The sequence below is a fragment of the uncultured Treponema sp. genome, from assembly GCF_945873775.1.
GTDB lineage: Bacteria > Spirochaetota > Spirochaetia > Treponematales > Treponemataceae > Treponema_D.
In genome coordinates, this window is the sequence record NZ_CAMCEC010000020.1 from 1 (window position 1) to 19,832 (window position 19,832).

Genomic DNA, 19,832 nt, shown 5'->3' on the forward strand with positions numbered 1-19,832 from the left:
TGCATAAAATTCGTTATTTTTCAGACAAAATGTCTGGACAAAGGGCTTAGCTTAGTCACTCTGCCTATATAATAAGTACAGTTTTTCTATATTATCGATTTTGCATTATAGCTCTCGTAAGCAAATCTAAAAACTCTTTTTCCACTTGGTACGTTTCGTTTTCTTTCCGTCACCCTTGTAAAACCGCTTTCATTGCGCAGAGGGCGGCTAGAAAAATAATGTTCATCAGTGTGAAGACTGCAAGGAATTTTGCGGTGCCGCCTTTTTCCTGCGTGTAGAGTTTCAGACTTATTAGGCTTGCAAGAGAGGCAACCGGTGTTCCGAGTCCGCCGATGTCCACGCCAAGAAGAAGTTCTTTTGTATTCTGCGCAAACGGGTAAAGCAAAAGCGTTGCGGGAACGTTGCTTATCACCTGGCTGAACGCAAGGCTTACGGCAAATTCGTTTGTGCCTGTTATCCGTTTTAGAAAACTGTCCACGCTTTCAAGCCGTGCGATGTTTCCTGTGAAAATGAAAAACGCCGTGAATGTCAGAAGCAGCATAAAATCGATGTTGCAGAAAATCTTTCTGTCTGAAATAAAAACGCAAAGAGCAACAAGAACTGCCGCCGCCCATTTTGGAATCACATTCACAACCGAAACCAGGCACAGAATAAAAAGCGCGGTGTACAGAATGTTTTTTCCAGTGAAGCCTGAGCCGCCGGTTTCAACTTCCTGCCGTTCAATCTGCATTTCTTCGTTCTTTATTATCAGAGTTGAAAAAATCAGAAGCACAAGGGAAAGCAACGTGTACGGAAAAATGATTTTCATAAACTGAATTGTGCCGAGCTGCATTTTTGAAAACAGAAAAATGTTCTGCGGATTCCCGATCGGCGTAATCATGCTTCCAAGATTTGCCGCAAGAGTCTGAAGCACAACGATGTATAATAGAAGAAAACCGCTCGTTTTTGAAAGCAGGACAACCGCAAACGGAACAAACGTAAGAAGCGCGACATCATTTGTGATAATCATGCTTGAAAAAAAACAGAGCAGGACAAGCGTAAGGCAAAGTCCGCGCTGCCCATGAACTTTACGGCAGACGATGTTTCCAAGCGTGCCGAAAAGCCCTGTCCGCCGCCAGCCTGAAACGACCGCCATAAGCGAAAAAAGCGTCAGAAGCGTTCCAAAGTCGATGTACGAAATGTATTTTGCGTCCGGCTTTACAAAGAGCATTGAAACGAGCGCGAACAAAAACGTGATGCAAAATATAATTTCCTTTTTGCACCAGCTGAATATTTTTTGAAAGATTTTTCCTGCTGACATTGTTTTTACCTTTTTTGATTTTGAAGATTCGAGCGATTCGTTGCAATTGTATCACAAATTGTTGTTTTGTGTTGCAAACGTCGCGAGGGGTATGACTGGAAATGACACGAGAGATTGCCGGGTCTATGCCCAGCAATGACAGGTTGCCTTTTGTCATTCCTGTGCTACGTTGCGATGCACTTGTCAATCAGCTGTTTTGCAACCTGCAGCTTCTCGTTGAACTGGACTGTGTCGTTCACGGCGACCATCACCTTGAACCTGCCGTCGAAGCTCGTGAGCGTCACATTGCCTTTCGGTCCGCCGAACTTTCTTGCGCCGCTGTCTTTTGCTGATTCCGCGAGGAAGTCCTGCACGCGGAGCCAGATTGACTTCTTGAACTCGACGAGCCTGTCACGCTCCTTGAATGTGTCAGCCATAATTGAGGTGACCGCCTCGTGCCGCTTCAGGTCAATCGGCTTTACTGCCGCTATAGGGACAAGCTGCCCCTGCGCGTCTTCCAAAAACTGTTCTTTCATTTCTTTTGCCATAGTCGGTTCTCCTTAAAAAATCTTGTTCAAAATGTCTTTCATAAATGCCGCCGATGAATCGCCCTCAACTCTGACTGTTCTGCGGAAGCCGTTGTTGAACACAATATCCACGCAGGCGTTATGTCCGCTCCACTCAAGACACCGCACATTTGTTCTTGGCGTGTTGTGGAGCAGTCTCCCGAACTGGATTCTTGTCCGCTCAAGGTCTGCCTGCCACCTTTGCAGGCTGCTCCGTTTTTCAGCCGCAGGCTTCGGAAACATCGGATTTGAAAAGTCCCATTTCATTTTCTGTATATCTCCCTGTCTGATTTTTTCATGCCGCGCCTCTTGTTGCTTCTGCCATAGTTGTTTTCCTTTAGAAATTGATTGTTTTCTACGGTAACAAAAAGTCCTATATCTTTGATGCCGTATGTTTCAGCCATGCTGCTGAATGCTGCAAGCAAATCAATGGCAACTCCTGCATTTTCACCGAACAGCTCAATAGCATCGCCGATGGTGATGCGGTGATATAAGGCTTTTGAAGCTGCAAGAATGCCTACTAGCCATGAATTGCAGAACAGGTTGTTGAAGCTGTCAAACGCCTTGAAACAATCCGTGGCTCTGATTAGGTCGCTTTTTTTCATGCCGCGCTCCTTCTGGAAACTACCAGCAGTTCGCCGACAGTTGTTAATCCTAGAATGCCGCAAAGCACGGCATATACTTTTGATGAGGAAGTGCGACCAGCCAGCACATTTGAGACTTGCGATTGGGAACAGCCTGCGCGGACTGCGATGTCTGTCTGCGTAAGTCCGCGAAGCCTGATTTGGTAATTGACCCATTTTCCCTTGTTCGCGTCCAATCTTTGCAGACAAGGGCTTCTTGTGGTATAATCCATAAATACTCCTTGCAAGGATTTCCCTTGCGCTGTGTTTTATGCCGAAAGAATCAGTTTTGCAGAGCCTTTTCTTTCGGCTTTTTTGTAGTCGGTTAATAAATCATTATTTATTGCCGATAATTAAAGTATAGCAGAAACTTCTAAAAAATCAAGAAGAAAATGCTAGAAATAGAGGTTTTTTTGGAAAATTTAGCAGAAATTTTGAAGCAAATTCGGCTAAATTCTGGTGTTTCACAAGCAGAATTTGCTAAAAAAATCGGTGTTTCTCAACGTACTTGGTCAGCTTATGAAATGGGGGAAACTCGCCCAAAAATGGCAACTATGCTTGCGCTATCGAGCATGGGATATGATGTGCCAGGAATTACAAGAGATTTTTTTCAAGAAAAGGAAAAATCAATTGTACCAGATGATGTTTTAAGAGAGTCAGAGAAAAATCAAAAAGATAACGGCTTTGGTATATTTAAATTAAAACATGGTACAGGAGTTACTTTTTCAGCAAAAGAAAGTGATATGGACGCTCTCGTATTGCTTCCAGTGTTCTCTCAGACAGCTGCGGCTGGTCGCGGTCAGCCCGAAACTCAACTACAGGAAATAGACAAATATATTCCTATTGTTCTCGAAATGCTGGGCGGAGCAAATCCTAAAAACTGCGGAATTGTGCGTGTCGTTGGCGACAGCATGACAGATATGAATTTGTTCAATGGTGATTTTGCTATTTTTGACCGAACTCAAATTGAAGGCGACGGGGTCTATGTTATAAGCATTGGAACTGATGTCCGGGTAAAGCATCTTGAATACAGACCAATAGAGCGGAAAATTGTCATTAGTTCAGAGAATGCAAAACGTTATCCGAATCCTGAAATAATCACTTATGAACAAGCTGAACTGCTATTGCGTATACATGGCAAAGTTGTCAGCTGGCTTCACAGAAATCCATACTAGGAGATAATTTCAAATGAAAAAGACTAAAGCCGCGCTCTGCGTCGCGCTGATGCTTCTAACCGCGCTTTTGTTTTCTCAGAGCAGCGCGAAAGTCTGCGTAAGCGCAAAAGGCAGGAAGTACCACACGGCGAACTGCCGGACAATCAAAAGTTCAGCTATAACAACGCTGACAAAAGAGGAAGCCATAAGAGCAGGCTATGAAGCCTGCAAAGTATGCAGACCGTAAGAATTTGCAAGAAATAAAAAAACGGATGCAAGATGGAATCCTGCATCCGACACATACACGCCATGAAGAATACAGCATAAGGCGTAAATTGCTCACACTAACAGCTGTTAAAAACGCTCAGCCAAAACCTTGTGAATGTACTTGCTTACTGTAAGACCGCTCTGCGCCGCAAGCTCCTCAAGACGCTTCTTCTCGCTCTCGGTAAGCCGGACAGCAACCTGAACAGAAAGGGGATTTTCCTTGCGAGTCCCCAGGCTTCCAGCAGGCCGCCCTGCGCCATCCCTTTTTCCGCCTCTCGGCATGGCTACCCCCAGATTCTGGAAATAATAACGACAACAATTCCCATGATGATTCCACGGAAAACCGACTCCAATGTGATTCTCAAGAATGCCTTCAGCTTGATTGACATATCCGCCCCCTAGGGAGTATACTATTCACTAAAGGCTGGGCGGCCGTCACACCAGCCCAGCCTCGCACCCGTTAGATGTACCTGCTGATTACCAGCAGAGCCACACCTATAAGGATTTGAACGAATGCCTTGTAGACTTCCACAACCACAGTCTTCAAGGCTTTTTTTATCCGTTCAGTCATCGCATACTCCCTTTAATAAAGATGAACTACGGAGCAACGCTCCTGATGGTTTTAATATACTTTTATTTGATTCTTTCGTCAATACTTTTATTCAAAAAATATATTTTTCAAGCCGCCTTTCTCTTTTAACCCCTGTTAAGCCATGCCCGCAATCCCGCCCTGCTATCATAAAGAGCAGAGGTGAACAATGCTAAAATTTGAAATACGGCGAAACCGCAAAAGCTACAATTTCAGGGCAGACCCGGACAAGCCCGACAGCTTTGAGAACAACTGGAAGAACAACAGCCTAGACCTGCTCGCTCTTCTGGACGGCTCAAGGACTCTTTTCCAGTGCCGGGCGCAGACAGTCGCGAACTACTGCTTCGGAGACATGAAGCCGGGCGACCGCCTTCCGCACGGCGACACAGTCGCCGAGGGCAAATTCACAGTCCGATGCTTCGCCGAGCCTAGAAAGTTCCACGGCGAAATCCACGCAATCACAAGCACTGCAGACCTTGACGGACAGCAAATCGGCAGGAACGCAATGCAGACAACCGACGGCGGATTCCAGAACGGACGCTGGCTAATCCACGACAAGTACAGCTTCAAGCTCGGAAAGGACACAAACTACGCATGGTCGGCAGGGTGCTTCATCCTGTCATCCAAAGACCTGTCGGAGCTGAACGCAGTCCTCAAACGAGAGGGCGTAAAGGCTGGAGATGAAATCGGGGACGAGGTCATAGAGGACTTCCACGGAGGCAACGCATGAACATTGATTTAAGCAGGCTGCTGCCTGCGGCGGTCATCGCCGCGATATTCCTGACGGTGATTCTCACGGAGCTCATCAAGAAGGCGGACAGGAATGACAGGCTCAAAGGCTACAGAATTTATATCCCGGCCGCGCTGAGCCTCCTTGAATCCGCTCTTCTTGCCTTCGGCGAGTTCTTCTCTTGGCGGCAGACACCTTTCTACTGGGCAACGATTTTCGCCGTGAGCGTATTCGGCTACGAGGCAATCTACAGAAAAATCAGGACATGGCTGGGAATGGATGAAAGCACTTCAAAAGATTAAATCAGCACTCGCGCTCATCGAACTGCTTGCGCTCAGAATTCTGACAGGCGCGCTGCTTCTCAGAAAAGCTGAAAGCGAAAAGGACGGCGAGGCGGAAAAGGCAAAAGAGGAAAAGAAGAATGAGATTGAAAGCACTCCTGCCGGCTCTCTTGTCTCTGCTGCTGGCAACGCAGGCGAGCTACGCGCAGAAAAGGACAGAATCGCAGCCGGATTCCGGGAACGGATACGGAATAGACTTGGCGAGGAGCTACACAGGCTCTCAGGTTCTGGCGATGATTCAGGCTGTGGAGCAGGAGGCGGAACTGGCGATTGACGAAGCCTTCAGCGAGGGCTACAAGCAGGGGCTGCTCGCCGCCGCCCCTGACGCAGAATACTGGCGCGCAAAATTCCTGCAGGAAGAGGCAAGAACCACGCGGCTGAAAAAAGAAAAATGGCTGTGCGCCTTCGGCGGACTTGGAGTGGGCTTCATTGCCGGAGGCGGCTTCGGCTTGACAATACGGCTTCAGAACTGAACCCAGCGATTCTTTTAACGCCTGTTAAACCGCAGGCGTTCTTTTTTTCTGGTAACATTCCCTAAACGGAGCAAATATGGAAATAGCAAAATTCGTCCTGACCTGTGTAGGAAGCTTTATCGCTGTCAGCGGGTTCTTCATGGGCATCTGGAAAGCATACAGCAAGAAGATGGAGGATAAAATCAAGTCCATCCAGCAGCAGGCAGACGCGAAGATAAAGGAAGCCGAGAGCAACGCGCGGACTGAAATTGACGAGGTGCGCGAAGGCTCAATCGCGAAGTCGGAAAAACTTGAGAGGCGGATTGCCGCACTTGAAAAAATTGTCTCGGACTTGCAGCGGGATGTAAGCCTCAATCTCGGGCAGCGGCTCTCAAACATCGAGGGCGAGATGAAGGGAATGAACAACATCCTGAAGCAGATTCAGGGCTGGTTCATAAACAACACGCCGAGGAGCTAGCAAGTGAAAGACATTTTTATCGGAAACCAGAGAATTCTCATTCTTCAGGGAATCGAGAAGAACATAACCCTATCAAATGAAATGGCTCAAAGGCTTCTGCGTGTCTACGGACACACGCTTCCGCTCGAAAAAGTGAACGCGCTCTGCCTGTGGCTTGAACAGCGCGGGCTTGTTACAACCGAAAGGCTTGACGAGACCCTCCTCACAATGAGGCTCACGAAGCACGGACAGGAAGTGGCTCTAGGCTTCGCCCGCGAGGACGGCGTAGACCTGCCTGTGGAGGACTAGGCGATGGGTCAGAAATCCAGCATCGACAGGCTTCCAGAAAATCTCCGCGCAAAGCTCATCGAGCTATTGCAAAATCCTGCGGTCACCCAGAAAGAAATTGTCGCTCTGATAAACTCCGAGGCTGGCGGAAATGTGGTAAGCAGAAGCAGCGTCAACCGCTACAAGCTCCGCATGGACAGGTTCGCCGCCAAAACACGCGAGGCGCGCGAGGTTGCGGACGCGTACATCGAAAAATACGGAACGGAAAACCGCAACAAGCTCGGAAAAGTCGTGAACGAGTACATCAAGCTGATGGTGTTCGACCTGACAACCGAGCTTGAGGAGCTCAAAGACTCTGACGGAGAGATAAAGCCTGAAAATCTAGCCGACATAATCTACAAGGTGTCGCGGGCAATCAAGGAGCTGGAGCAGGCGGAAAAGCTGAACGCCCAGCGCGAGGCTGAAATCAAAGCCGCAGTCCAGAAAGAAGCCGCGGAAAAGGTCGAGACCGTCTGCAGGCAGAAAGGCGTGACGGCGGAAACAAAAGAAGCAATCCTCGCTGAGATATTCAGCATTACAGAAAAATGACAATACAGGAAGCAATGGGCAAGGCAGTCCTGCTGCCGTACCAGAAGTCATGGATTCTCGACAAGGCACTTGTGAAGGTGTGGGAAAAATCACGGCGCATCGGAGCGTCCTATGTCGAGGCGCTGAGCTGCGTTCTTACAGCCATGATGTCGAAACCTGCAGGCGGAATGAACTGCTATTATCTCTCCTACTCAAAAGAGATGACGCAGCAGTTCATCAACGACTGCGCGTTCTGGGCGCACATTCTCGGAATCGCCTGCTCCGACATGGAGAAAGAAGTTGTCAGCGACGAGGACAAGGACATAATGGTCTACAGAATCCGCTTCGACTCCGGCTTCGAGATTTGGGGACTGCCAAGCGTTCCCCGCTCGCTCCGCTCAAAGCAGGGCCATGTCGTCATTGACGAGGCGGCTTTCGTTGACGATTTAGCGGAGCTTCTCAAGGCTGCGATGGCTCTCCTGATGTGGGGAGGCTCGGTCTCGATTCTATCCACACACAACGGCGACGACAATCCTTTCAACATCTTAATCCAGCAGATTCATTCAGGCGGAAAGGACTACTCGCTTCACCACACAACGATTGCGGACGCGCTTTCCGACGGACTTTACAGGCGGATATGCGAGGTCAAGGACAAGGAGTGGACGGAAGAGAAAGAAAGGCAATGGCTCTCACAGCTGGAAAAGGACTACGGGGACGCGGCTGAAGAAGAGCTTTACTGCATACCGGCACGAAGCGGCGAGCGTTATTTTCCTGCCGCGCTGGTGGCTTCCTGCGCCGTCAAGGACAAGAGCGTCTTCAGGTTCGGAGCGGACGACTCGTTCACATTCGAGAAAAAAGAGCGGCGCGAAAAGGAATGCAGAAAATGGTTCAGGGAAGTCAGACCTGTCCTGCAGTCAACAGATTTGCCTGTCTGCCTCGGCGAGGACTTCGCGAGAAGCGGAGACCTTACTGTTCTTCACTTCGACACCGAGCTTCCGGACGGAGGCACAGACACGCTGTGTGTAGTTGAGCTGCGCAATGTGCCGTTCGCGCAGCAGCTCCAGCTTATAATGCTGTGCTGCGAAACATTGAAGAATTTCAACGGAGCGGCTTTCGACTCGCGCGGAAACGGTCAGATGATTGCCGAGATGATGGCGCAGGAATATCCCGGCCAGATTTTTCAGGTCATGCTGACAAGAGGCTGGTACGCGGAGAATATGCCGAAGCTCAAGACCGCCTTTGAGGACGGCAAGGCGAATATTCCAGACGACCTGTTCCTGAAAGACGACTACAAGGCAGTCGGCCTGGTTCAGGGCGTTCCGCTCATAACCGAAAGGACAGGAACTAAAAGAAGCAAGCGGCACGGCGACGGCTGCATAGCAAAGGCAATGTCTCTCTACGCGCACAACGAGCTTGACGGCGCGGCTTACCAGAAGATGACATACGAGGCGGTCGAGACATCGAACAGATTCAGATTCAAAAAAGAGGACGACGAATGGTAGACGGCACAGAAAAAGACGAAACTAAAACAAGACAAAATGAAAAAAAACAGCTTGGAACAGAGCAGGCTTTCGCAGTTCCGTACACCAACAGGACTCCATGGTCAGATTTCTCAATTCTAAACAGGCTGTCCCCTGAAAGGCTCGCCTCAATTCTCCGCGATGTGAGAAGCGGCGAATGTCCTGCGGAATATCTGGAGCTTGCGCAGGACATGGAGATGAGGGACTTGCACTACCGCTCCGTGCTTTCCACAAGAAAGGACGCGGTGTGCGGGCTTGAAATCCGAGTCGAGCCTGCGAGCGACGACAAGCGCGACATGGAAATGGCGCAGGCGGTTGAGAATGACATCGTAAAGAACCGCTCCGCGCGCTTTGTTCCTCTTCTGCGCGATATGCTCGACGCTTTGGCAAAAGGCTTCTCCGTCTGCGAGATTGACTGGAACACACTGGGAAAAACTTGGAAGCCAAGAAAATACGCATGGAAAGACCCGCGCTGGTTTCAGTACGACAAGGAAACTGGTCAAAACTTAATGCTCCGCGATGAGCTGACGAGCGAACTTCATCCGCTTTTGCAAAACAAGTTCATAATCCATGAGCCGCACCTAATCAGCGGAACACAGATTGCGGGCGGTCTGGCTCTTCCCGCGCTCTTTTACTTCATGCTCAAAAGCTACGATGTTACAAGCTGGGCGGCGTTCATCGACCGCTACGGCTTTCCAATCCGGCTGGGAAAATACAGCCGCAAGGCGACAAAGGACGACATCGCAACTCTCCGTCGCGCGGTCGCCTCAATCGGCGCGGACTTCGGAGCTGTCATTCCAGAAGGGGCGGCAATCGAAATCATAGAGTCCAAGACTTCAAGCGAGAACAGCGAAGCCTACCAGAAAATGGCGGCATGGATAGACAAGCAGATTTCAAAGCTCGTGCTCGGACAGACAATGACGACAGACGACGGCTCAAGCCGCGCGCAGGGAGAAGTCCACGAGGAAGTCCGGCAGGACATCGCCGCCGCGGACGCTCTAGCCATAGCCGACACCCTCAACTCAATGCTTGTCGTTCCGTACATAAGATTCAACTTCGGAGAGCAGGAACGCTATCCCGAAATCGTGCTGTACAAGCCCGACGAGCGGAACATCGAGCAGGTTGTAAGCGCAATCGAGAAGCTCGCGCCCCACGGACTGACGGTCAGGGCAGACGAAATCAGAAGCCTGCTCGGGCTTTCAAAGCCGGAGGAGAAGGACGAGATTATCGGTGGTAGAATGCCTGTTTCAGACTTTTCAGACGAGGCGGCACTGAACGCAAAGAAGGAGCTGAACGCAGCAGAGGGCAGCCAATCTGATCCGAGCTTTGTCTCCGACATCGAAGCCGACTGCTCAGGCGACCTTGTGCCGATAAGCGACGAGATAGCCGGAGTCCTTGAAAAGGCGGCTGACAAGGCAACAGACTTTGACAGTTTCAAAGCTGAACTTTTGCAGCTCGCGTCCGAATGGAGTCCTGACAAAATCGCAGAGCTTATGGCGGTTGCGTTCTTCTCCGCGCGCGCAAAAGGCGACAATAATTTTGCAGGGTAAAAATATGGCAGAAAGGCTCATTCCAAGACAGGCACTTGAATACATCAAAAACAAGAAACTCCGCCCTGCGTTCAGCTACAAAGATGTGTGGAACGAGGAGCACGCCGCGGCTTTCACTGTGGCGAAGACTATGCAGATTGATGTCCTTTCCGACATAAAAAAAGCGGTTGAAAAGGCGATAGAGAACGGCACGACCTTCGAGCAGTTCAAGAAGGAGCTGAAGCCCGCGCTCATGCAGAAAGGCTGGTGGGGAAATAAGGAGATGTCCGACCCTCTCACAGGCGAGACCGTAACCGCGCAGCTCGGAAGCGACCGCCGCTTGAAAACAATCTACAGCACGAACCTACGCAGCGCGTACCAGAAAGGACAGTACGACCGCACGATGGAAAGCGACCTGCACCCGTACCTCATGTACAGAATCGGGCCGAGCCTGCGCCACCGCGAGCAGCATTTGAGGTGGAACAACCTTATCCGCCCGAAAGACGACCCGATTTGGAACAGCATCTTTCCGCCTAACGGCTACGGCTGCAAGTGCTACACGGTCGCAGTTACCGAAGCGAGAAAGCAGAAGTACGAGAGGGACGGAGTTCCGGCGTACAATCCTGACACGCGGAAAACTGTGCGACTGCCAGTACAGACGGAAGCTCCGAAGCCAAGCTACAGAAGCTACTTCAACGAGCGCAAGGGAACTCTGGAGCGGATTCCCGAAGGAATAACGCCCGGCTTCAACTGGAATCAGGGGCAGTCAGGACGGACAATTCCTGTGCTACAGGAGTGCCTAAAAAAAGCCCAGAACGAAATGCCCGAAGCCGTCGACTCCGTCATCAGGACACTGCAGAACTCAACGATTTACAGAGACCAGCTTTCCGACTTTGTAGACCAGGCGTACAAGCATAAAATTGATGGCAAAGCAAATTATAAAAACACTGCACCTGTCGGATTTTTAGATAAAAAATTAACCGAATTTCTAAAAACAGAAGGTATCGAAACTAGCGGCCGAAACTTAATTGTTCTTGAGGAAAGGCTGATTTTGAACGGAAAATATTCTGGTCGTCATACAGATGATGGCAATGCGCCTATTCAGCAAGACTGGAAAAATTTAATGGACTATTTAGCAGACAGTCCTGTCTATTGGGATAGTCGGCAGAAAAAAAAGAATCTTCTCTTTCTGAAAAAAATTACAGAATCAAGATACCTGAAAATTGCTGTTGATGTTTTGTCTACAGAGAGATATTTGAAACTGCCGAAAGTTGACACGATGTATTATCTGAATATTGCGACTGAAAATGAAATAGGAATTTCTGAATACAATGAAATTATGAAGCTAAAAAAAATAAGGTAAGCAAAGACGGTTGGAGTTGAACCAAACTGCAAACGCCTCGTAGAGCCGTCCGTCGCTCCTATACTCGGTTTCTTTCTTTGCTTACCTTTTACCAGCATAATACGGCTCTCCGCCTCATAAGTCAAGCCGGAGTTTTAACCGCTGTTAATCCACCGTGGCAGCTTCAATTCTCTATACTTGCACCATACGCTTTCATCAGGCAATGGACATTGCGGCGACCACCTGCGAACCGCAGTGTCCATACTCTGAAATCGGGGCAGATGCCGCGAGAAGCGGCGACAAAGAGTACATTTGCTGTCGTGTTTGCGCGGGGTGCGCACCCGGCGCAATGCAATGCAAGCCGACTGTGGCGGTTCAAGTCCGTCCTGCCCCATAAATCCAGCCGCAAAAGCGGAAGGAGGTGAAACAATGAAGAAATGGACTAAATGCCTTTTAAGCTTCTGGCTTTGGATTGCCGTGGTTCTTTTGTCGTTCATGCTGGCTGTCGTATCAGCCGCAGCAAGCTCTGTCCCGCGGCTCGCGGTAGCGATTTTCGCTATTGTAATTTTCGGGCTTTCTGTCGCAGTCCCGGTTGTCAATCCCGGAATCTTCGCGAAGCTGAACACCGCAGCGACCGGCTCATAGAGCCTGTTTCTGGCGAGAAAAGAAAAAACGCCTGCCGCCTAAAAAAACGGCGGGCTAGTCAAGAGAGGTCAAAATTGAAAGTCTACATCGCGGGAAAAATAACAGGGCTTGATGAAGCCCTTGTATTCAAGAAGTTCAACGAGAGCAAACTCCAGCTCAGAAAGCAGGGCTGCGTCGTAATGTCTCCGGCTGTTCTTGCGTCGAACGAGGGCTTCGCGCATTCCAACTATATGCACATCTGCTTCGCGATGATTGACGTGTGCGACGCTGTCTATATGCAGAAGGGCTGGCGGGTCTCAAAGGGCGCGCGGATGGAGCTCCAGTACGCAAGAAGCTGCAAAAAGAAAATTTTCTATGAGGACGAAAGCACACGGGAAGATTCAGAGCAGAAGGATGAAAGCACGGCGGAAGCTGGAGCTGGTAAATCCGAAAAGGAAAAATGCTGCCGCTTCAGGCACTTTTGCGCCGACATTCCGCCGGGAATAATGCCCGCGCCGCAGACAGAAGTTCCAGCCATACCATGCCATGAAAAGTACGGCTGCGGGAACTGCGCCTACAGAACGCAGAAAGAAAAGGAGCTGTAAAAAATGGCAAAGTGCAGGATATGCGGAAAAAGCGTCGGCTCTTTCTCAATAGCGATAAATCCGCGCGGGGATGTTCCCGAGATAAAGAGGACTGTCCGGCTTTGCAGCCGCCGCTGCGCGAACGCTTTTCTCGGCAGGATAAAAGCCTCCCGGACACGAAAGTCAAATCTCAACGAAAGAAAGACGCTCGAGGCTCTGGACAGGAAGCCCTCAAAGGATGAGATTGCGCAGGCTTTCCTCACGCTCACGTCCGGGGAGAAGCGGAATCTCGCTCTCCTCGGCATGACGGCAATTCTTGAGGACACGCAGTCCCTTAAGGGATTCTATGAATTCCTCTCCGGCTGGAAAAAATGAGATATTCAATATTAGTCTGCTATAAGAAATACGGCTGCCCATCCCGAAGATGCAAGGCTGATGTTGAGGCTGTCAATGAGAGCGAAGCCACCGCAATGGCTGTCGGCTATGTCATGCTGAACAATTCTGATTCCAGTCCCTATGTGAAGATTCTCTGCACAAAAATTCTGCCATCTGTGAACTGAAATCCAGCCAGAAATGCCTCTGAAAAAATCACACAATGTGAAAAGGCTTTGCACTATGTTCCCGATAAAAACCGCCTCTTCCCGGAAAATCCCGCGTTATAACTTCCAAATCCCTAAAATATAACTGCTTTATTCAATTTAAAATGTTTTCAGCAAGCTCTGATTCTCCATTTTTAAAAAGATAAAAATAAGTTTCTTGCAATGTCTTTAGTTCAGAAAATTCTTCAACTGAAAGATATGCCTTGTAACCAGAAATATTGCTTTCAAGAAATTTTTTAAATGTATTTTCATTCGTACCAGTTTCTGAAAAACATTTTGCAATTGAGAAAATCAGACAACTTGCAAAAAAGCACTTTTTATTTATTTTCATCGCTAGACCTTACAATTATAATTCCGGCAAGTTTTTCTTTTAGCATGGAAGACGGAATTTTTCCTGAAAGAGCTTGCAGTTTTCCAGAGTTGCAAGAATACACATAAAAATTATTTGTCCAGAAAGAAAATGTTTCTGAAGAATTTAAAAATATTTTTTCATCTTTGATTTCGTTTTCAAACGGAAGCCTGTATCCAGAATTATTGTTGAAAGTAATGTTGTTTTCTTCAATGGAATAAAATTCTGGCAGCCCATAAAGTCGGCTTAACCAGTTGCAGTAAGATGCTGCATCGTAAAAACTCAAATTTTGAACAGGCAAATCAAGCCCGTTTTCTGCCTTTGAATAATCAGGACTTCCTTTCATTGTAAGAAAAGAAATCCATTCTTTGTTTGTAACCGCATTTTCGCAATATTGAAAACCTTTTGCAGAATTTTTTAGTTCAGGCTTTGCCGGATAAACTGCAAAAATATTTGTTGAAACAAGCCGGATTCCCTGTTTTTGAAGATCTGAAATTTCATCATAAATTCCAGCTTGAAATTCCTTCGCAAGATTGTTTGTCAGTTCAATTTTTTCATTTTTTAGAGAAAGTTGATTTTCAAATTCTTTTACAATTCCTGATTTTTCTTGTTTTAGAAAAGAAATGTCAGATTCTAGTTTTTGTATGTAATCAGATTTTTGCTCAAGCTCTGCGGACTGCGTTCTGATTATATACAGATATTGCTGCTTCTGAACATCAGTCGGGTCAAATTCGTCCAATGATTTTTTTATTGTTTCAAGACACGTTTCGTATTTACGACGCTCTTCGTCAGCCAAATCCAATGAATTATAATAAGTCAAACCTTTTAAAACAGAATTTATTTCGCAGAGTTCAAAATATAAATTTTTATATTCCGTTTCTTTTTCCAAAAAGTTTGTATTTTGAATCAACTTGATTACGTAACTTGAACGTGAAGAATAATCTTCAAACATCCGCTTTTCTTTTTCTGAAATTTTTTCCTTGTGCTCCAGCTCCGATTTTGCCTTGTCTATATCTTTTTGGCTTATTGTGTAATGAATCCAGCTTTTATAAAAAAGTTTTCTGTCATTTTTCTTTTGAGTTTCATGACATTCCCAAAATTCATTGCGCCTTATAAGTCCACCAAAAGAAGATGAAGATTTGAAATAAGATTCAATGTAAAGCTCGTCTTCGGATTTTCGGTTCTCAATGGAAGTTTTCTTTCCGTTAATATTTTTATCAGAAGATATACCCGATTCTTGAACAAAATCTTTTACAGTTGATTTTATTTCGCTGTTCAAAAAATTAGAAACTTGAATTCTGGCATCTTCCGCTGCCTTGGTTCTTACAAATTCCAATTGGCTTCCGTTTGCTTCTTTTTCAGACGCAGAATAAGAGCCTATAAAATGATAAATTTTTCCATCAACAGTATCTTCTTCAGCAGGAATTTTTGTAACCCATTCAGGCTGAATTTTTAAATTTTGATTAGGCTGATTTTTATAATCATATCCTGAAAAATTAGAAATAAGCCGTGTCGTTTCGCATGACATACTGACAAAGCCTGTAAAAATAAAAAAACTCAATTTAAAAGAATTATTCATTCAGATTGTTCCTTTTTCAAATTCAAGAAATAAATATCATAAATTTAAAAATAAATCAACAGTAATAACTATAATTATAGTTGTGAGTATCTGTAAAATTTTAGTAATAGATATTTAATAAAGTTATGGCTGTTGATTTTTTTACTATAGGACAGAGGATTCAAAAAAGACGAAAAATGCTTCGCAAAACGCAGGAACAAATGGCAGAGGCGCTTTCGGTTTCGGTGGGATATGTCAGCCAACTTGAACGGGGCGTTACAAAAATCAGTTTGGACACGCTTTCGGAAATAACGGAATATTTGAACTGCAATTTTTCAGAGCTGCTTGACGGCACAGTTGTTCAGTCAAATTCGTATCTGAATGATGAATTAAAAATTCTTAAAAACAATCTTTCTCCGGCAAACAGAAAAATTCTTTCAGAAATCGCGGACATTCTCGAAAAAAATCAGCCGGAATAAAATCGTTTTATTGTAATAATTGAAGTTACAGCAAAAATTTGGTAGAGTTTAAATATGAAGGTAAGCAGCAAATTTACGGTGGCGGTTCACACTTTGTTGTGCATTCACCGGTTCGGAAAGGAAACAAAAGTTACTTCGGATTTTATCGCAGGAAGCACGGGTGTGAATCCGGTTATAATCCGGCGGACGCTCATTTCGCTTAAGGCGGCGGGTCTTGTGAACGTTGCGGCCGGAACTGGCGGAGCGGAAATTATTGCGGAGCCGTCGTCGTTCACGCTTTTTGACATTTACAAGGCTTCAGGCAGCATGGAGGAAAATATTTTCGGTTTCCACGAGCAGCCGAATCCGGCGTGTCCTGTGGGTGGAAACATTCACAAGATTCTCGACTCGCACCTTGCAGACGCACAGAAAGCGTTTGAGCAAAGCCTTGCGACGGTGAAATTTTCTGACCTTGTGAAAGAACTGGAAGCGGCGGAAAAAGCCAAAGCGTAGGCATAAAACGCAAATAGATTAACTGGAAAACATTTAATAATCTGTTGATAGACTATCCGAACAGGTCAGAAAATGACAATTTTACAGAAGCAAATAAACTGGCTAGGAATGAGTTCGATAAAATGAAAATACTGGAGCGTGTGAAAAATCACCAAAATATGTCAATATTAATAGAAGAAATTAAAAAATCTGAACGCACCGAAAATCTCGTGGCGAATCTTGTTGAGCTTTGGGAAAAATCTGTCTGGGCAACGCACACGTTTTTGTCGAAAGCGGAAATCTTAAAAATCAAGAAATATGTTCCATACGCGATTTGCAATGTTGATTCGCTTTTGATTTTGCGTGAAGATGATGAAAATTCCGAAAAATCAAATTCCCGCCCGCTCGGATTTATGGGAATCGAGAATAGAAAAATTGAGATGCTTTTTCTTTCACCTGACGCACGCGGAAAAGGATTCGGCAAAATGCTTGTTCAGCATGGAATTGAAAAATTTTCGGCGGAGGAAGTTACCGTGAACGAGCAGAATCCGAAAGCGAAAGGATTTTACGAGAATCTCGGGTTCAAGACGTACAAGACAAGCGAAACCGACGAGCAGGGAAATCCCTACCCGATTGCGTGGATGCGGCTGTAAAACACTTGAAAAAAATTAAGGAGGGTAAAAAATTGGATTTAGAAAAAATAACTTTGCGTGAATATAAAAGTAACGATGCAAAAACTGTAGTGAGTTGGCTCAAAGACGAATATGCATTCAGGCAGTGGTGCGCAGACCGCTATGAAAATTTTCCGATAACGGCGGACGACATGAATGCACTTTACTCAAATGGCGATGTTCTGCCTTTTGCTTTTTGCATTGGAAACGAAGTTGCGGGGCATTTTATAATTCGTTATCCGAATGAAAACCGTGATGAAGTGAGGCTCGGATTTGTGATTGTTGACGACAAAAAACGTGGTCATGGCTTGGGAAAGAAAATGATTCAGTTTGCCTTAAAATATGCTGCGGAAAATCTGCATGCAAAAAAAGTTTCACTCGGCGTTTTTGAAAACAATCCCGGCGCGCTAAAATGCTACAAGTCCTGCGGATTTAGGGAAGTTTCGCAATCGACTTACACTTGTCTTGGCGAGCACTGGAAAAGCATTGAAATGGAAATCAGTTTAGAATAGGGCAGTGGGATTCTGCTAGAGTTTGCTTTGCTACAATGTAATGTGCGCCATTCTTGCATTTTAATGTGCGGCAGCGGTACAGCAAAATGTGCCGAACTGGTACAAGGTAATGTATGGCAGTGATACATTGGAATGCATTATGCTGGTACAAGAAAATGTTCCCCAGCTATGCTGGAGAATTGCAGAAGAAAGTTGTCATCTTCAGACTTGACCCGAAGATCTTTGTGTTGAACTGGATTCCCCGATTCGCACGGGGAATGACAGCCAGCCAGTTACGATAATGACAGGAAATCCTTCCTACAGCCCCTTCACGTTCAGGGCGCGGACGGCGTTCAGGACTGCGAGCACCATTACGCCAACGTCGGCGAAGATTGCAAGCCACATATTCGCGATTCCCAGCGCGCCCAGCACAAGGCAGGCGAATTTTATTGCGAGTGCGAACGTGATGTTCTGGTAGACGATTCCGATGCACTTGCGCGATATTCTGATTGCCTTTGCGATTTTGAGCGGGTCATCGTCCATGAGAACAACGTCCGCGGCTTCGATTGCGGCATCCGAGCCCATCGCGCCCATTGCGATTCCTATGTCCGCACGCGAGAGAACCGGCGCATCGTTTATTCCGTCGCCCACGAACGCAAGCACGTCGTTCTTTCCTTTTTCCGCAATCAGCTTCTCAACCTGATTCACTTTGTCCGCCGGAAGAAGCTCCGCATGAACCTCGTCGATTCCAAGATCCGCCGCCACTTTCTCCGCAACCTTTTTCGCGTCCCCGGTGAGCATTACGGTCTTTGCGACTCCGGATTTTTTGAGCGCGGAAAGAGCTTCCCTGGATGTCGGTTTTTCAACGTCGGAAATCACGATGTGTCCCGAATATTCTCCGTCAATCGCCACGTGAATTATCGTTCCGACCGAATGACATTCCGCAGCCTCGATTCCAAGCTTTTTCATCAGCTTGAGGTTTCCCGCAGCGATTTTGTGTCCGTCAACTTCCGCGGTGATTCCGTGTCCGCTGATTTCCTCGATATTTGCGACCCTGTTCCTGTCGATTTCCTTTCCGTAGGCCGCCTGAAGGCTTCTGCTGATCGGGTGGGATGACGCACATTCTGCGAGTGCGGCGTATTCAAGAAGTTTTGCCTCCCCGATTTTGCTGTGGTGAACCGCCGTAACTTCAAAAACTCCGCGGGTCAGTGTTCCGGTCTTGTCGAACACGACGATTTTTGACTTTGAGAGCGTCTCAAGGTAGTTCGAGCCTTTTATGAGGACTCCTTCCTTGCTTGCGCCACCCAGTCCTGCAAAGAAGCTGAGCGGAATGCTGATTACGAGGGCGCACGGACAGCTGATTACGAGGAAGGTGAGCGCGCGGTAAATCCAGTCGCTCCAGTTCGGAGAGGATTTTGCGATGATGCAGACGAGCGGCGGAAGAACGGCAAGTGCAAGCGCGCTGTAGCAGACGGCAGGCGTGTAGACTCTTGCGAACTTGGAGATGAATTCCTCGGACTTGGATTTTCTTGAGCTGGCGTTCTCCACAAGCTCAAGGATTTTTGAGACGGTTGACTCTCCGAAATCTTTTGTCGTCCTGATTTTGAGAACTCCGCTCATGTTTATGCTTCCGCTGATGACTTCCGTTCCTGTGCCGACTTCACGCGGAAGGCTTTCACCTGTGAGCGCGCTTGTGTTCAGCGTTGAGTTTCCTTCTATTATAATGCCGTCAATTGGAACTTTCTCGCCTGGCTGAACGACAATCACATTTCCCGGCGCGACTTCGGATGGGTCAACCTGAACAAGTTTTCCGTCCTTTTCGATGTTCGCGTAGTCCGGGCGGATGTCCATAAGCTCTGTGATGTTCCTGCGGCTTTTTCCGACCGCATAGCTCTGGAAGAATTCGCCGATCTGGTAGAAAAGCATTACTGCGACCGCCTCGTTGCAGTCGTCAATCAGAAGAAGATTTCCGTGCGCGTTGTAGATTTCAAGCGCGAACGCTCCCACCGTTGCGACCGCCATCAGGAAATTCTCGTCGAATACCTGCCGGTTCCAGATTCCCTTTCCGGCCTTCTTGAGGATGTCGTATCCGATTATCAGATAGTCAGTCACGTAGAGAATCATCTTGAGCGGAACTTTTCCCGGAATGGCGGCGAAAACGTTCAGCCTGTCAAGCACGTTCAGAACCAAAAGCAGCGCGAACGCCACGATGATTCTTGCAAGCATTTTCTTCTGTTTCTTCTTCATAAATTCTTCCTTATTTAAGTGTCATTGTCGGACTTGATCCGGCAATCTTTTGCGG

30 protein-coding genes are annotated in these 19,832 nt (G+C 47.1%); 21 read left to right on the forward strand and 9 right to left on the reverse strand.

The features are described from left to right. Window positions 1-169 precede the first annotated feature (169 nt). The 5 genes from Q0N70_RS09380 to Q0N70_RS09400 all read right to left on the reverse strand — a co-directional run bounded on the left by Q0N70_RS09380 (window position 170) and on the right by Q0N70_RS09400 (window position 2,701). Window positions 170-1,300 (reverse strand): SLC13 family permease, encoded by a 1,131-nt coding sequence (locus tag Q0N70_RS09380; protein WP_294016070.1) that lies wholly within the window; start codon window positions 1,298-1,300, stop codon window positions 170-172. Between the two features lie 164 nt (window positions 1,301-1,464). Beyond that, window positions 1,465-1,827 carry a DUF3164 family protein gene (locus tag Q0N70_RS09385; RefSeq protein ID WP_294016071.1) on the reverse strand — a complete coding sequence of 121 codons (363 nt, stop codon included), beginning with the start codon at window positions 1,825-1,827 and terminating at the stop codon, window positions 1,465-1,467. 12 nt (window positions 1,828-1,839) lie between these two features. Continuing rightward, entirely contained in the window at window positions 1,840-2,112 is a 273-nt protein-coding gene (locus Q0N70_RS09390) for a hypothetical protein (protein ID WP_294016072.1), read from the reverse strand. Then, complete coding sequence (locus Q0N70_RS09395; protein WP_294016073.1) at window positions 2,109-2,450, reverse strand: hypothetical protein; 342 nt, start codon at window positions 2,448-2,450, stop codon at window positions 2,109-2,111. Before Q0N70_RS09395 ends, Q0N70_RS09390 begins: the two co-directional genes overlap by 4 nt. Further along, window positions 2,447-2,701, reverse strand: coding sequence for a helix-turn-helix transcriptional regulator (locus Q0N70_RS09400; RefSeq protein WP_294016074.1), 255 nt, complete (start codon window positions 2,699-2,701; stop codon window positions 2,447-2,449). The genes Q0N70_RS09395 and Q0N70_RS09400 overlap by 4 nt, the downstream gene beginning before the upstream one ends. A gap of 180 nt (window positions 2,702-2,881) precedes the next feature. Between Q0N70_RS09400 and Q0N70_RS09405 the strand changes: the two genes are divergently transcribed. Then, the gene (locus tag Q0N70_RS09405) at window positions 2,882-3,643 is read left to right on the forward strand and encodes a LexA family transcriptional regulator (RefSeq protein WP_294016075.1); all 762 of its coding nucleotides are present in this window, start codon (window positions 2,882-2,884) and stop codon (window positions 3,641-3,643) included. 13 nt (window positions 3,644-3,656) lie between these two features. After that, window positions 3,657-3,869, forward strand: a complete 213-nt coding sequence (locus tag Q0N70_RS09410; protein ID WP_294016077.1) for a hypothetical protein — start codon at window positions 3,657-3,659, stop codon at window positions 3,867-3,869. Window positions 3,870-3,976: 107 nt separating this feature from the next. Here Q0N70_RS09410 and Q0N70_RS09415 read toward each other — a convergent pair whose 3' ends face one another. Continuing rightward, the gene (locus tag Q0N70_RS09415; protein WP_294016079.1) at window positions 3,977-4,171 is read right to left on the reverse strand and encodes a hypothetical protein; all 195 of its coding nucleotides are present in this window, start codon (window positions 4,169-4,171) and stop codon (window positions 3,977-3,979) included. 476 nt (window positions 4,172-4,647) lie between these two features. On the opposite strand from Q0N70_RS09415, the gene Q0N70_RS09420 reads away from it, so the two are divergent. The 15 genes from Q0N70_RS09420 (at window position 4,648) to Q0N70_RS09490 (ending at window position 13,472) form a co-directional block, all read left to right on the forward strand. Further along, a complete protein-coding gene (locus tag Q0N70_RS09420; protein WP_294016081.1) occupies window positions 4,648-5,208 on the forward strand; it encodes a hypothetical protein in 561 nt (186 codons plus the stop codon). Next, entirely contained in the window at window positions 5,205-5,510 is a 306-nt protein-coding gene (locus Q0N70_RS09425) for a hypothetical protein (protein ID WP_294016083.1), read from the forward strand. Before Q0N70_RS09420 ends, Q0N70_RS09425 begins: the two co-directional genes overlap by 4 nt. Then, entirely contained in the window at window positions 5,488-5,823 is a 336-nt protein-coding gene (locus Q0N70_RS09430; RefSeq protein ID WP_294016085.1) for a hypothetical protein, read from the forward strand. The genes Q0N70_RS09425 and Q0N70_RS09430 overlap by 23 nt, the downstream gene beginning before the upstream one ends. Further along, the gene (locus Q0N70_RS09435) at window positions 5,747-6,022 is read left to right on the forward strand and encodes a hypothetical protein (RefSeq protein WP_294016087.1); all 276 of its coding nucleotides are present in this window, start codon (window positions 5,747-5,749) and stop codon (window positions 6,020-6,022) included. The genes Q0N70_RS09430 and Q0N70_RS09435 overlap by 77 nt, the downstream gene beginning before the upstream one ends. 76 nt (window positions 6,023-6,098) lie before the next feature. Next, window positions 6,099-6,479 carry a hypothetical protein gene (locus tag Q0N70_RS09440; protein ID WP_294016089.1) on the forward strand — a complete coding sequence of 127 codons (381 nt, stop codon included), beginning with the start codon at window positions 6,099-6,101 and terminating at the stop codon, window positions 6,477-6,479. 3 nt (window positions 6,480-6,482) lie between these two features. After that, window positions 6,483-6,767 (forward strand): hypothetical protein, encoded by a 285-nt coding sequence (locus Q0N70_RS09445; protein WP_294016091.1) that lies wholly within the window; start codon window positions 6,483-6,485, stop codon window positions 6,765-6,767. Window positions 6,768-6,770: 3 nt separating this feature from the next. Next, window positions 6,771-7,334 (forward strand): DUF3486 family protein, encoded by a 564-nt coding sequence (locus tag Q0N70_RS09450; RefSeq protein ID WP_294016093.1) that lies wholly within the window; start codon window positions 6,771-6,773, stop codon window positions 7,332-7,334. A 14-nt stretch (window positions 7,335-7,348) separates the two neighbouring features. Then, window positions 7,349-8,815, forward strand: a complete 1,467-nt coding sequence (locus Q0N70_RS09455) for a terminase family protein (RefSeq protein ID WP_366774674.1) — start codon at window positions 7,349-7,351, stop codon at window positions 8,813-8,815. Further along, window positions 8,809-10,383 (forward strand): DUF935 family protein, encoded by a 1,575-nt coding sequence (locus Q0N70_RS09460; protein WP_294016097.1) that lies wholly within the window; start codon window positions 8,809-8,811, stop codon window positions 10,381-10,383. The genes Q0N70_RS09455 and Q0N70_RS09460 overlap by 7 nt, the downstream gene beginning before the upstream one ends. Window positions 10,384-10,387: 4 nt before the next feature. After that, window positions 10,388-11,725 (forward strand): phage minor head protein, encoded by a 1,338-nt coding sequence (locus Q0N70_RS09465; protein ID WP_294016099.1) that lies wholly within the window; start codon window positions 10,388-10,390, stop codon window positions 11,723-11,725. Between the two features lie 154 nt (window positions 11,726-11,879). After that, the gene (locus tag Q0N70_RS09470; protein ID WP_294016101.1) at window positions 11,880-12,101 is read left to right on the forward strand and encodes a hypothetical protein; all 222 of its coding nucleotides are present in this window, start codon (window positions 11,880-11,882) and stop codon (window positions 12,099-12,101) included. Further along, on the forward strand, window positions 12,059-12,349 hold the full coding sequence (locus Q0N70_RS09475; RefSeq protein ID WP_294016103.1) for a hypothetical protein: 291 nt from the start codon (window positions 12,059-12,061) through the stop codon (window positions 12,347-12,349). The genes Q0N70_RS09470 and Q0N70_RS09475 overlap by 43 nt, the downstream gene beginning before the upstream one ends. A 74-nt stretch (window positions 12,350-12,423) precedes the next feature. Beyond that, entirely contained in the window at window positions 12,424-12,933 is a 510-nt protein-coding gene (locus Q0N70_RS09480; protein WP_294016105.1) for a DUF4406 domain-containing protein, read from the forward strand. A 3-nt stretch (window positions 12,934-12,936) separates the two neighbouring features. After that, on the forward strand, window positions 12,937-13,287 hold the full coding sequence (locus Q0N70_RS09485; protein ID WP_294016107.1) for a hypothetical protein: 351 nt from the start codon (window positions 12,937-12,939) through the stop codon (window positions 13,285-13,287). Beyond that, window positions 13,284-13,472, forward strand: a complete 189-nt coding sequence (locus Q0N70_RS09490; RefSeq protein WP_294016109.1) for a hypothetical protein — start codon at window positions 13,284-13,286, stop codon at window positions 13,470-13,472. Before Q0N70_RS09485 ends, Q0N70_RS09490 begins: the two co-directional genes overlap by 4 nt. Window positions 13,473-13,605: 133 nt before the next feature. Here the strand turns inward: Q0N70_RS09490 and Q0N70_RS09495 are convergent, their stop codons facing one another. Then, window positions 13,606-13,842 carry a hypothetical protein gene (locus Q0N70_RS09495; RefSeq protein ID WP_294016112.1) on the reverse strand — a complete coding sequence of 79 codons (237 nt, stop codon included), beginning with the start codon at window positions 13,840-13,842 and terminating at the stop codon, window positions 13,606-13,608. Then, window positions 13,829-15,439, reverse strand: coding sequence for an SUMF1/EgtB/PvdO family nonheme iron enzyme (locus tag Q0N70_RS09500; RefSeq protein ID WP_294016114.1), 1,611 nt, complete (start codon window positions 15,437-15,439; stop codon window positions 13,829-13,831). The genes Q0N70_RS09495 and Q0N70_RS09500 overlap by 14 nt, the downstream gene beginning before the upstream one ends. 125 nt (window positions 15,440-15,564) lie before the next feature. Here Q0N70_RS09500 and Q0N70_RS09505 point away from each other — a divergent pair, with 125 nt between their 5' ends. From Q0N70_RS09505 to Q0N70_RS09520, 4 genes are all read left to right on the forward strand, one after another. Further along, window positions 15,565-15,897 (forward strand): helix-turn-helix transcriptional regulator, encoded by a 333-nt coding sequence (locus tag Q0N70_RS09505; protein WP_294016116.1) that lies wholly within the window; start codon window positions 15,565-15,567, stop codon window positions 15,895-15,897. A gap of 54 nt (window positions 15,898-15,951) precedes the next feature. Continuing rightward, window positions 15,952-16,389 (forward strand): Rrf2 family transcriptional regulator, encoded by a 438-nt coding sequence (locus tag Q0N70_RS09510; RefSeq protein ID WP_294016118.1) that lies wholly within the window; start codon window positions 15,952-15,954, stop codon window positions 16,387-16,389. Between the two features lie 122 nt (window positions 16,390-16,511). Further along, window positions 16,512-17,021, forward strand: a complete 510-nt coding sequence (locus tag Q0N70_RS09515) for a GNAT family N-acetyltransferase (protein WP_294016120.1) — start codon at window positions 16,512-16,514, stop codon at window positions 17,019-17,021. A 32-nt stretch (window positions 17,022-17,053) separates the two neighbouring features. After that, complete coding sequence (locus Q0N70_RS09520) at window positions 17,054-17,551, forward strand: GNAT family N-acetyltransferase (RefSeq protein WP_294016122.1); 498 nt, start codon at window positions 17,054-17,056, stop codon at window positions 17,549-17,551. A 297-nt stretch (window positions 17,552-17,848) separates the two neighbouring features. On the opposite strand, the gene Q0N70_RS09525 is transcribed toward Q0N70_RS09520, so the two are convergent. Beyond that, window positions 17,849-19,777 (reverse strand): heavy metal translocating P-type ATPase, encoded by a 1,929-nt coding sequence (locus Q0N70_RS09525; RefSeq protein WP_294016125.1) that lies wholly within the window; start codon window positions 19,775-19,777, stop codon window positions 17,849-17,851. Window positions 19,778-19,832: the final 55 nt, after the last annotated feature.

Coding starts and splice junctions, on each gene's coding strand:
- Q0N70_RS09495 (WP_294016112.1), bottom strand. CDS start 13,842: ATGAAAATAAATAAAAAGTGCTTTTTTGCAAGTTGTCTGATTTTCTCA.
- Q0N70_RS09500 (WP_294016114.1), bottom strand. CDS start 15,439: ATGAATAATTCTTTTAAATTGAGTTTTTTTATTTTTACAGGCTTTGTC.
- Q0N70_RS09465 (WP_294016099.1), top strand. CDS start 10,388: ATGGCAGAAAGGCTCATTCCAAGACAGGCACTTGAATACATCAAAAAC.
- Q0N70_RS09510 (WP_294016118.1), top strand. CDS start 15,952: ATGAAGGTAAGCAGCAAATTTACGGTGGCGGTTCACACTTTGTTGTGC.
- Q0N70_RS09390 (WP_294016072.1), bottom strand. CDS start 2,112: ATGAAATGGGACTTTTCAAATCCGATGTTTCCGAAGCCTGCGGCTGAA.
- Q0N70_RS09450 (WP_294016093.1), top strand. CDS start 6,771: ATGGGTCAGAAATCCAGCATCGACAGGCTTCCAGAAAATCTCCGCGCA.
- Q0N70_RS09440 (WP_294016089.1), top strand. CDS start 6,099: ATGGAAATAGCAAAATTCGTCCTGACCTGTGTAGGAAGCTTTATCGCT.
- Q0N70_RS09485 (WP_294016107.1), top strand. CDS start 12,937: ATGGCAAAGTGCAGGATATGCGGAAAAAGCGTCGGCTCTTTCTCAATA.
- Q0N70_RS09525 (WP_294016125.1), bottom strand. CDS start 19,777: ATGAAGAAGAAACAGAAGAAAATGCTTGCAAGAATCATCGTGGCGTTC.
- Q0N70_RS09400 (WP_294016074.1), bottom strand. CDS start 2,701: ATGGATTATACCACAAGAAGCCCTTGTCTGCAAAGATTGGACGCGAAC.
- Q0N70_RS09420 (WP_294016081.1), top strand. CDS start 4,648: ATGCTAAAATTTGAAATACGGCGAAACCGCAAAAGCTACAATTTCAGG.
- Q0N70_RS09380 (WP_294016070.1), bottom strand. CDS start 1,300: ATGTCAGCAGGAAAAATCTTTCAAAAAATATTCAGCTGGTGCAAAAAG.
- Q0N70_RS09410 (WP_294016077.1), top strand. CDS start 3,657: ATGAAAAAGACTAAAGCCGCGCTCTGCGTCGCGCTGATGCTTCTAACC.
- Q0N70_RS09460 (WP_294016097.1), top strand. CDS start 8,809: ATGGTAGACGGCACAGAAAAAGACGAAACTAAAACAAGACAAAATGAA.
- Q0N70_RS09475 (WP_294016103.1), top strand. CDS start 12,059: ATGCAAGCCGACTGTGGCGGTTCAAGTCCGTCCTGCCCCATAAATCCA.
- Q0N70_RS09455 (WP_366774674.1), top strand. CDS start 7,349: ATGGGCAAGGCAGTCCTGCTGCCGTACCAGAAGTCATGGATTCTCGAC.
- Q0N70_RS09395 (WP_294016073.1), bottom strand. CDS start 2,450: ATGAAAAAAAGCGACCTAATCAGAGCCACGGATTGTTTCAAGGCGTTT.
- Q0N70_RS09425 (WP_294016083.1), top strand. CDS start 5,205: ATGAACATTGATTTAAGCAGGCTGCTGCCTGCGGCGGTCATCGCCGCG.
- Q0N70_RS09415 (WP_294016079.1), bottom strand. CDS start 4,171: ATGCCGAGAGGCGGAAAAAGGGATGGCGCAGGGCGGCCTGCTGGAAGC.
- Q0N70_RS09385 (WP_294016071.1), bottom strand. CDS start 1,827: ATGGCAAAAGAAATGAAAGAACAGTTTTTGGAAGACGCGCAGGGGCAG.
- Q0N70_RS09490 (WP_294016109.1), top strand. CDS start 13,284: ATGAGATATTCAATATTAGTCTGCTATAAGAAATACGGCTGCCCATCC.
- Q0N70_RS09505 (WP_294016116.1), top strand. CDS start 15,565: ATGGCTGTTGATTTTTTTACTATAGGACAGAGGATTCAAAAAAGACGA.
- Q0N70_RS09515 (WP_294016120.1), top strand. CDS start 16,512: ATGAAAATACTGGAGCGTGTGAAAAATCACCAAAATATGTCAATATTA.
- Q0N70_RS09430 (WP_294016085.1), top strand. CDS start 5,488: ATGAAAGCACTTCAAAAGATTAAATCAGCACTCGCGCTCATCGAACTG.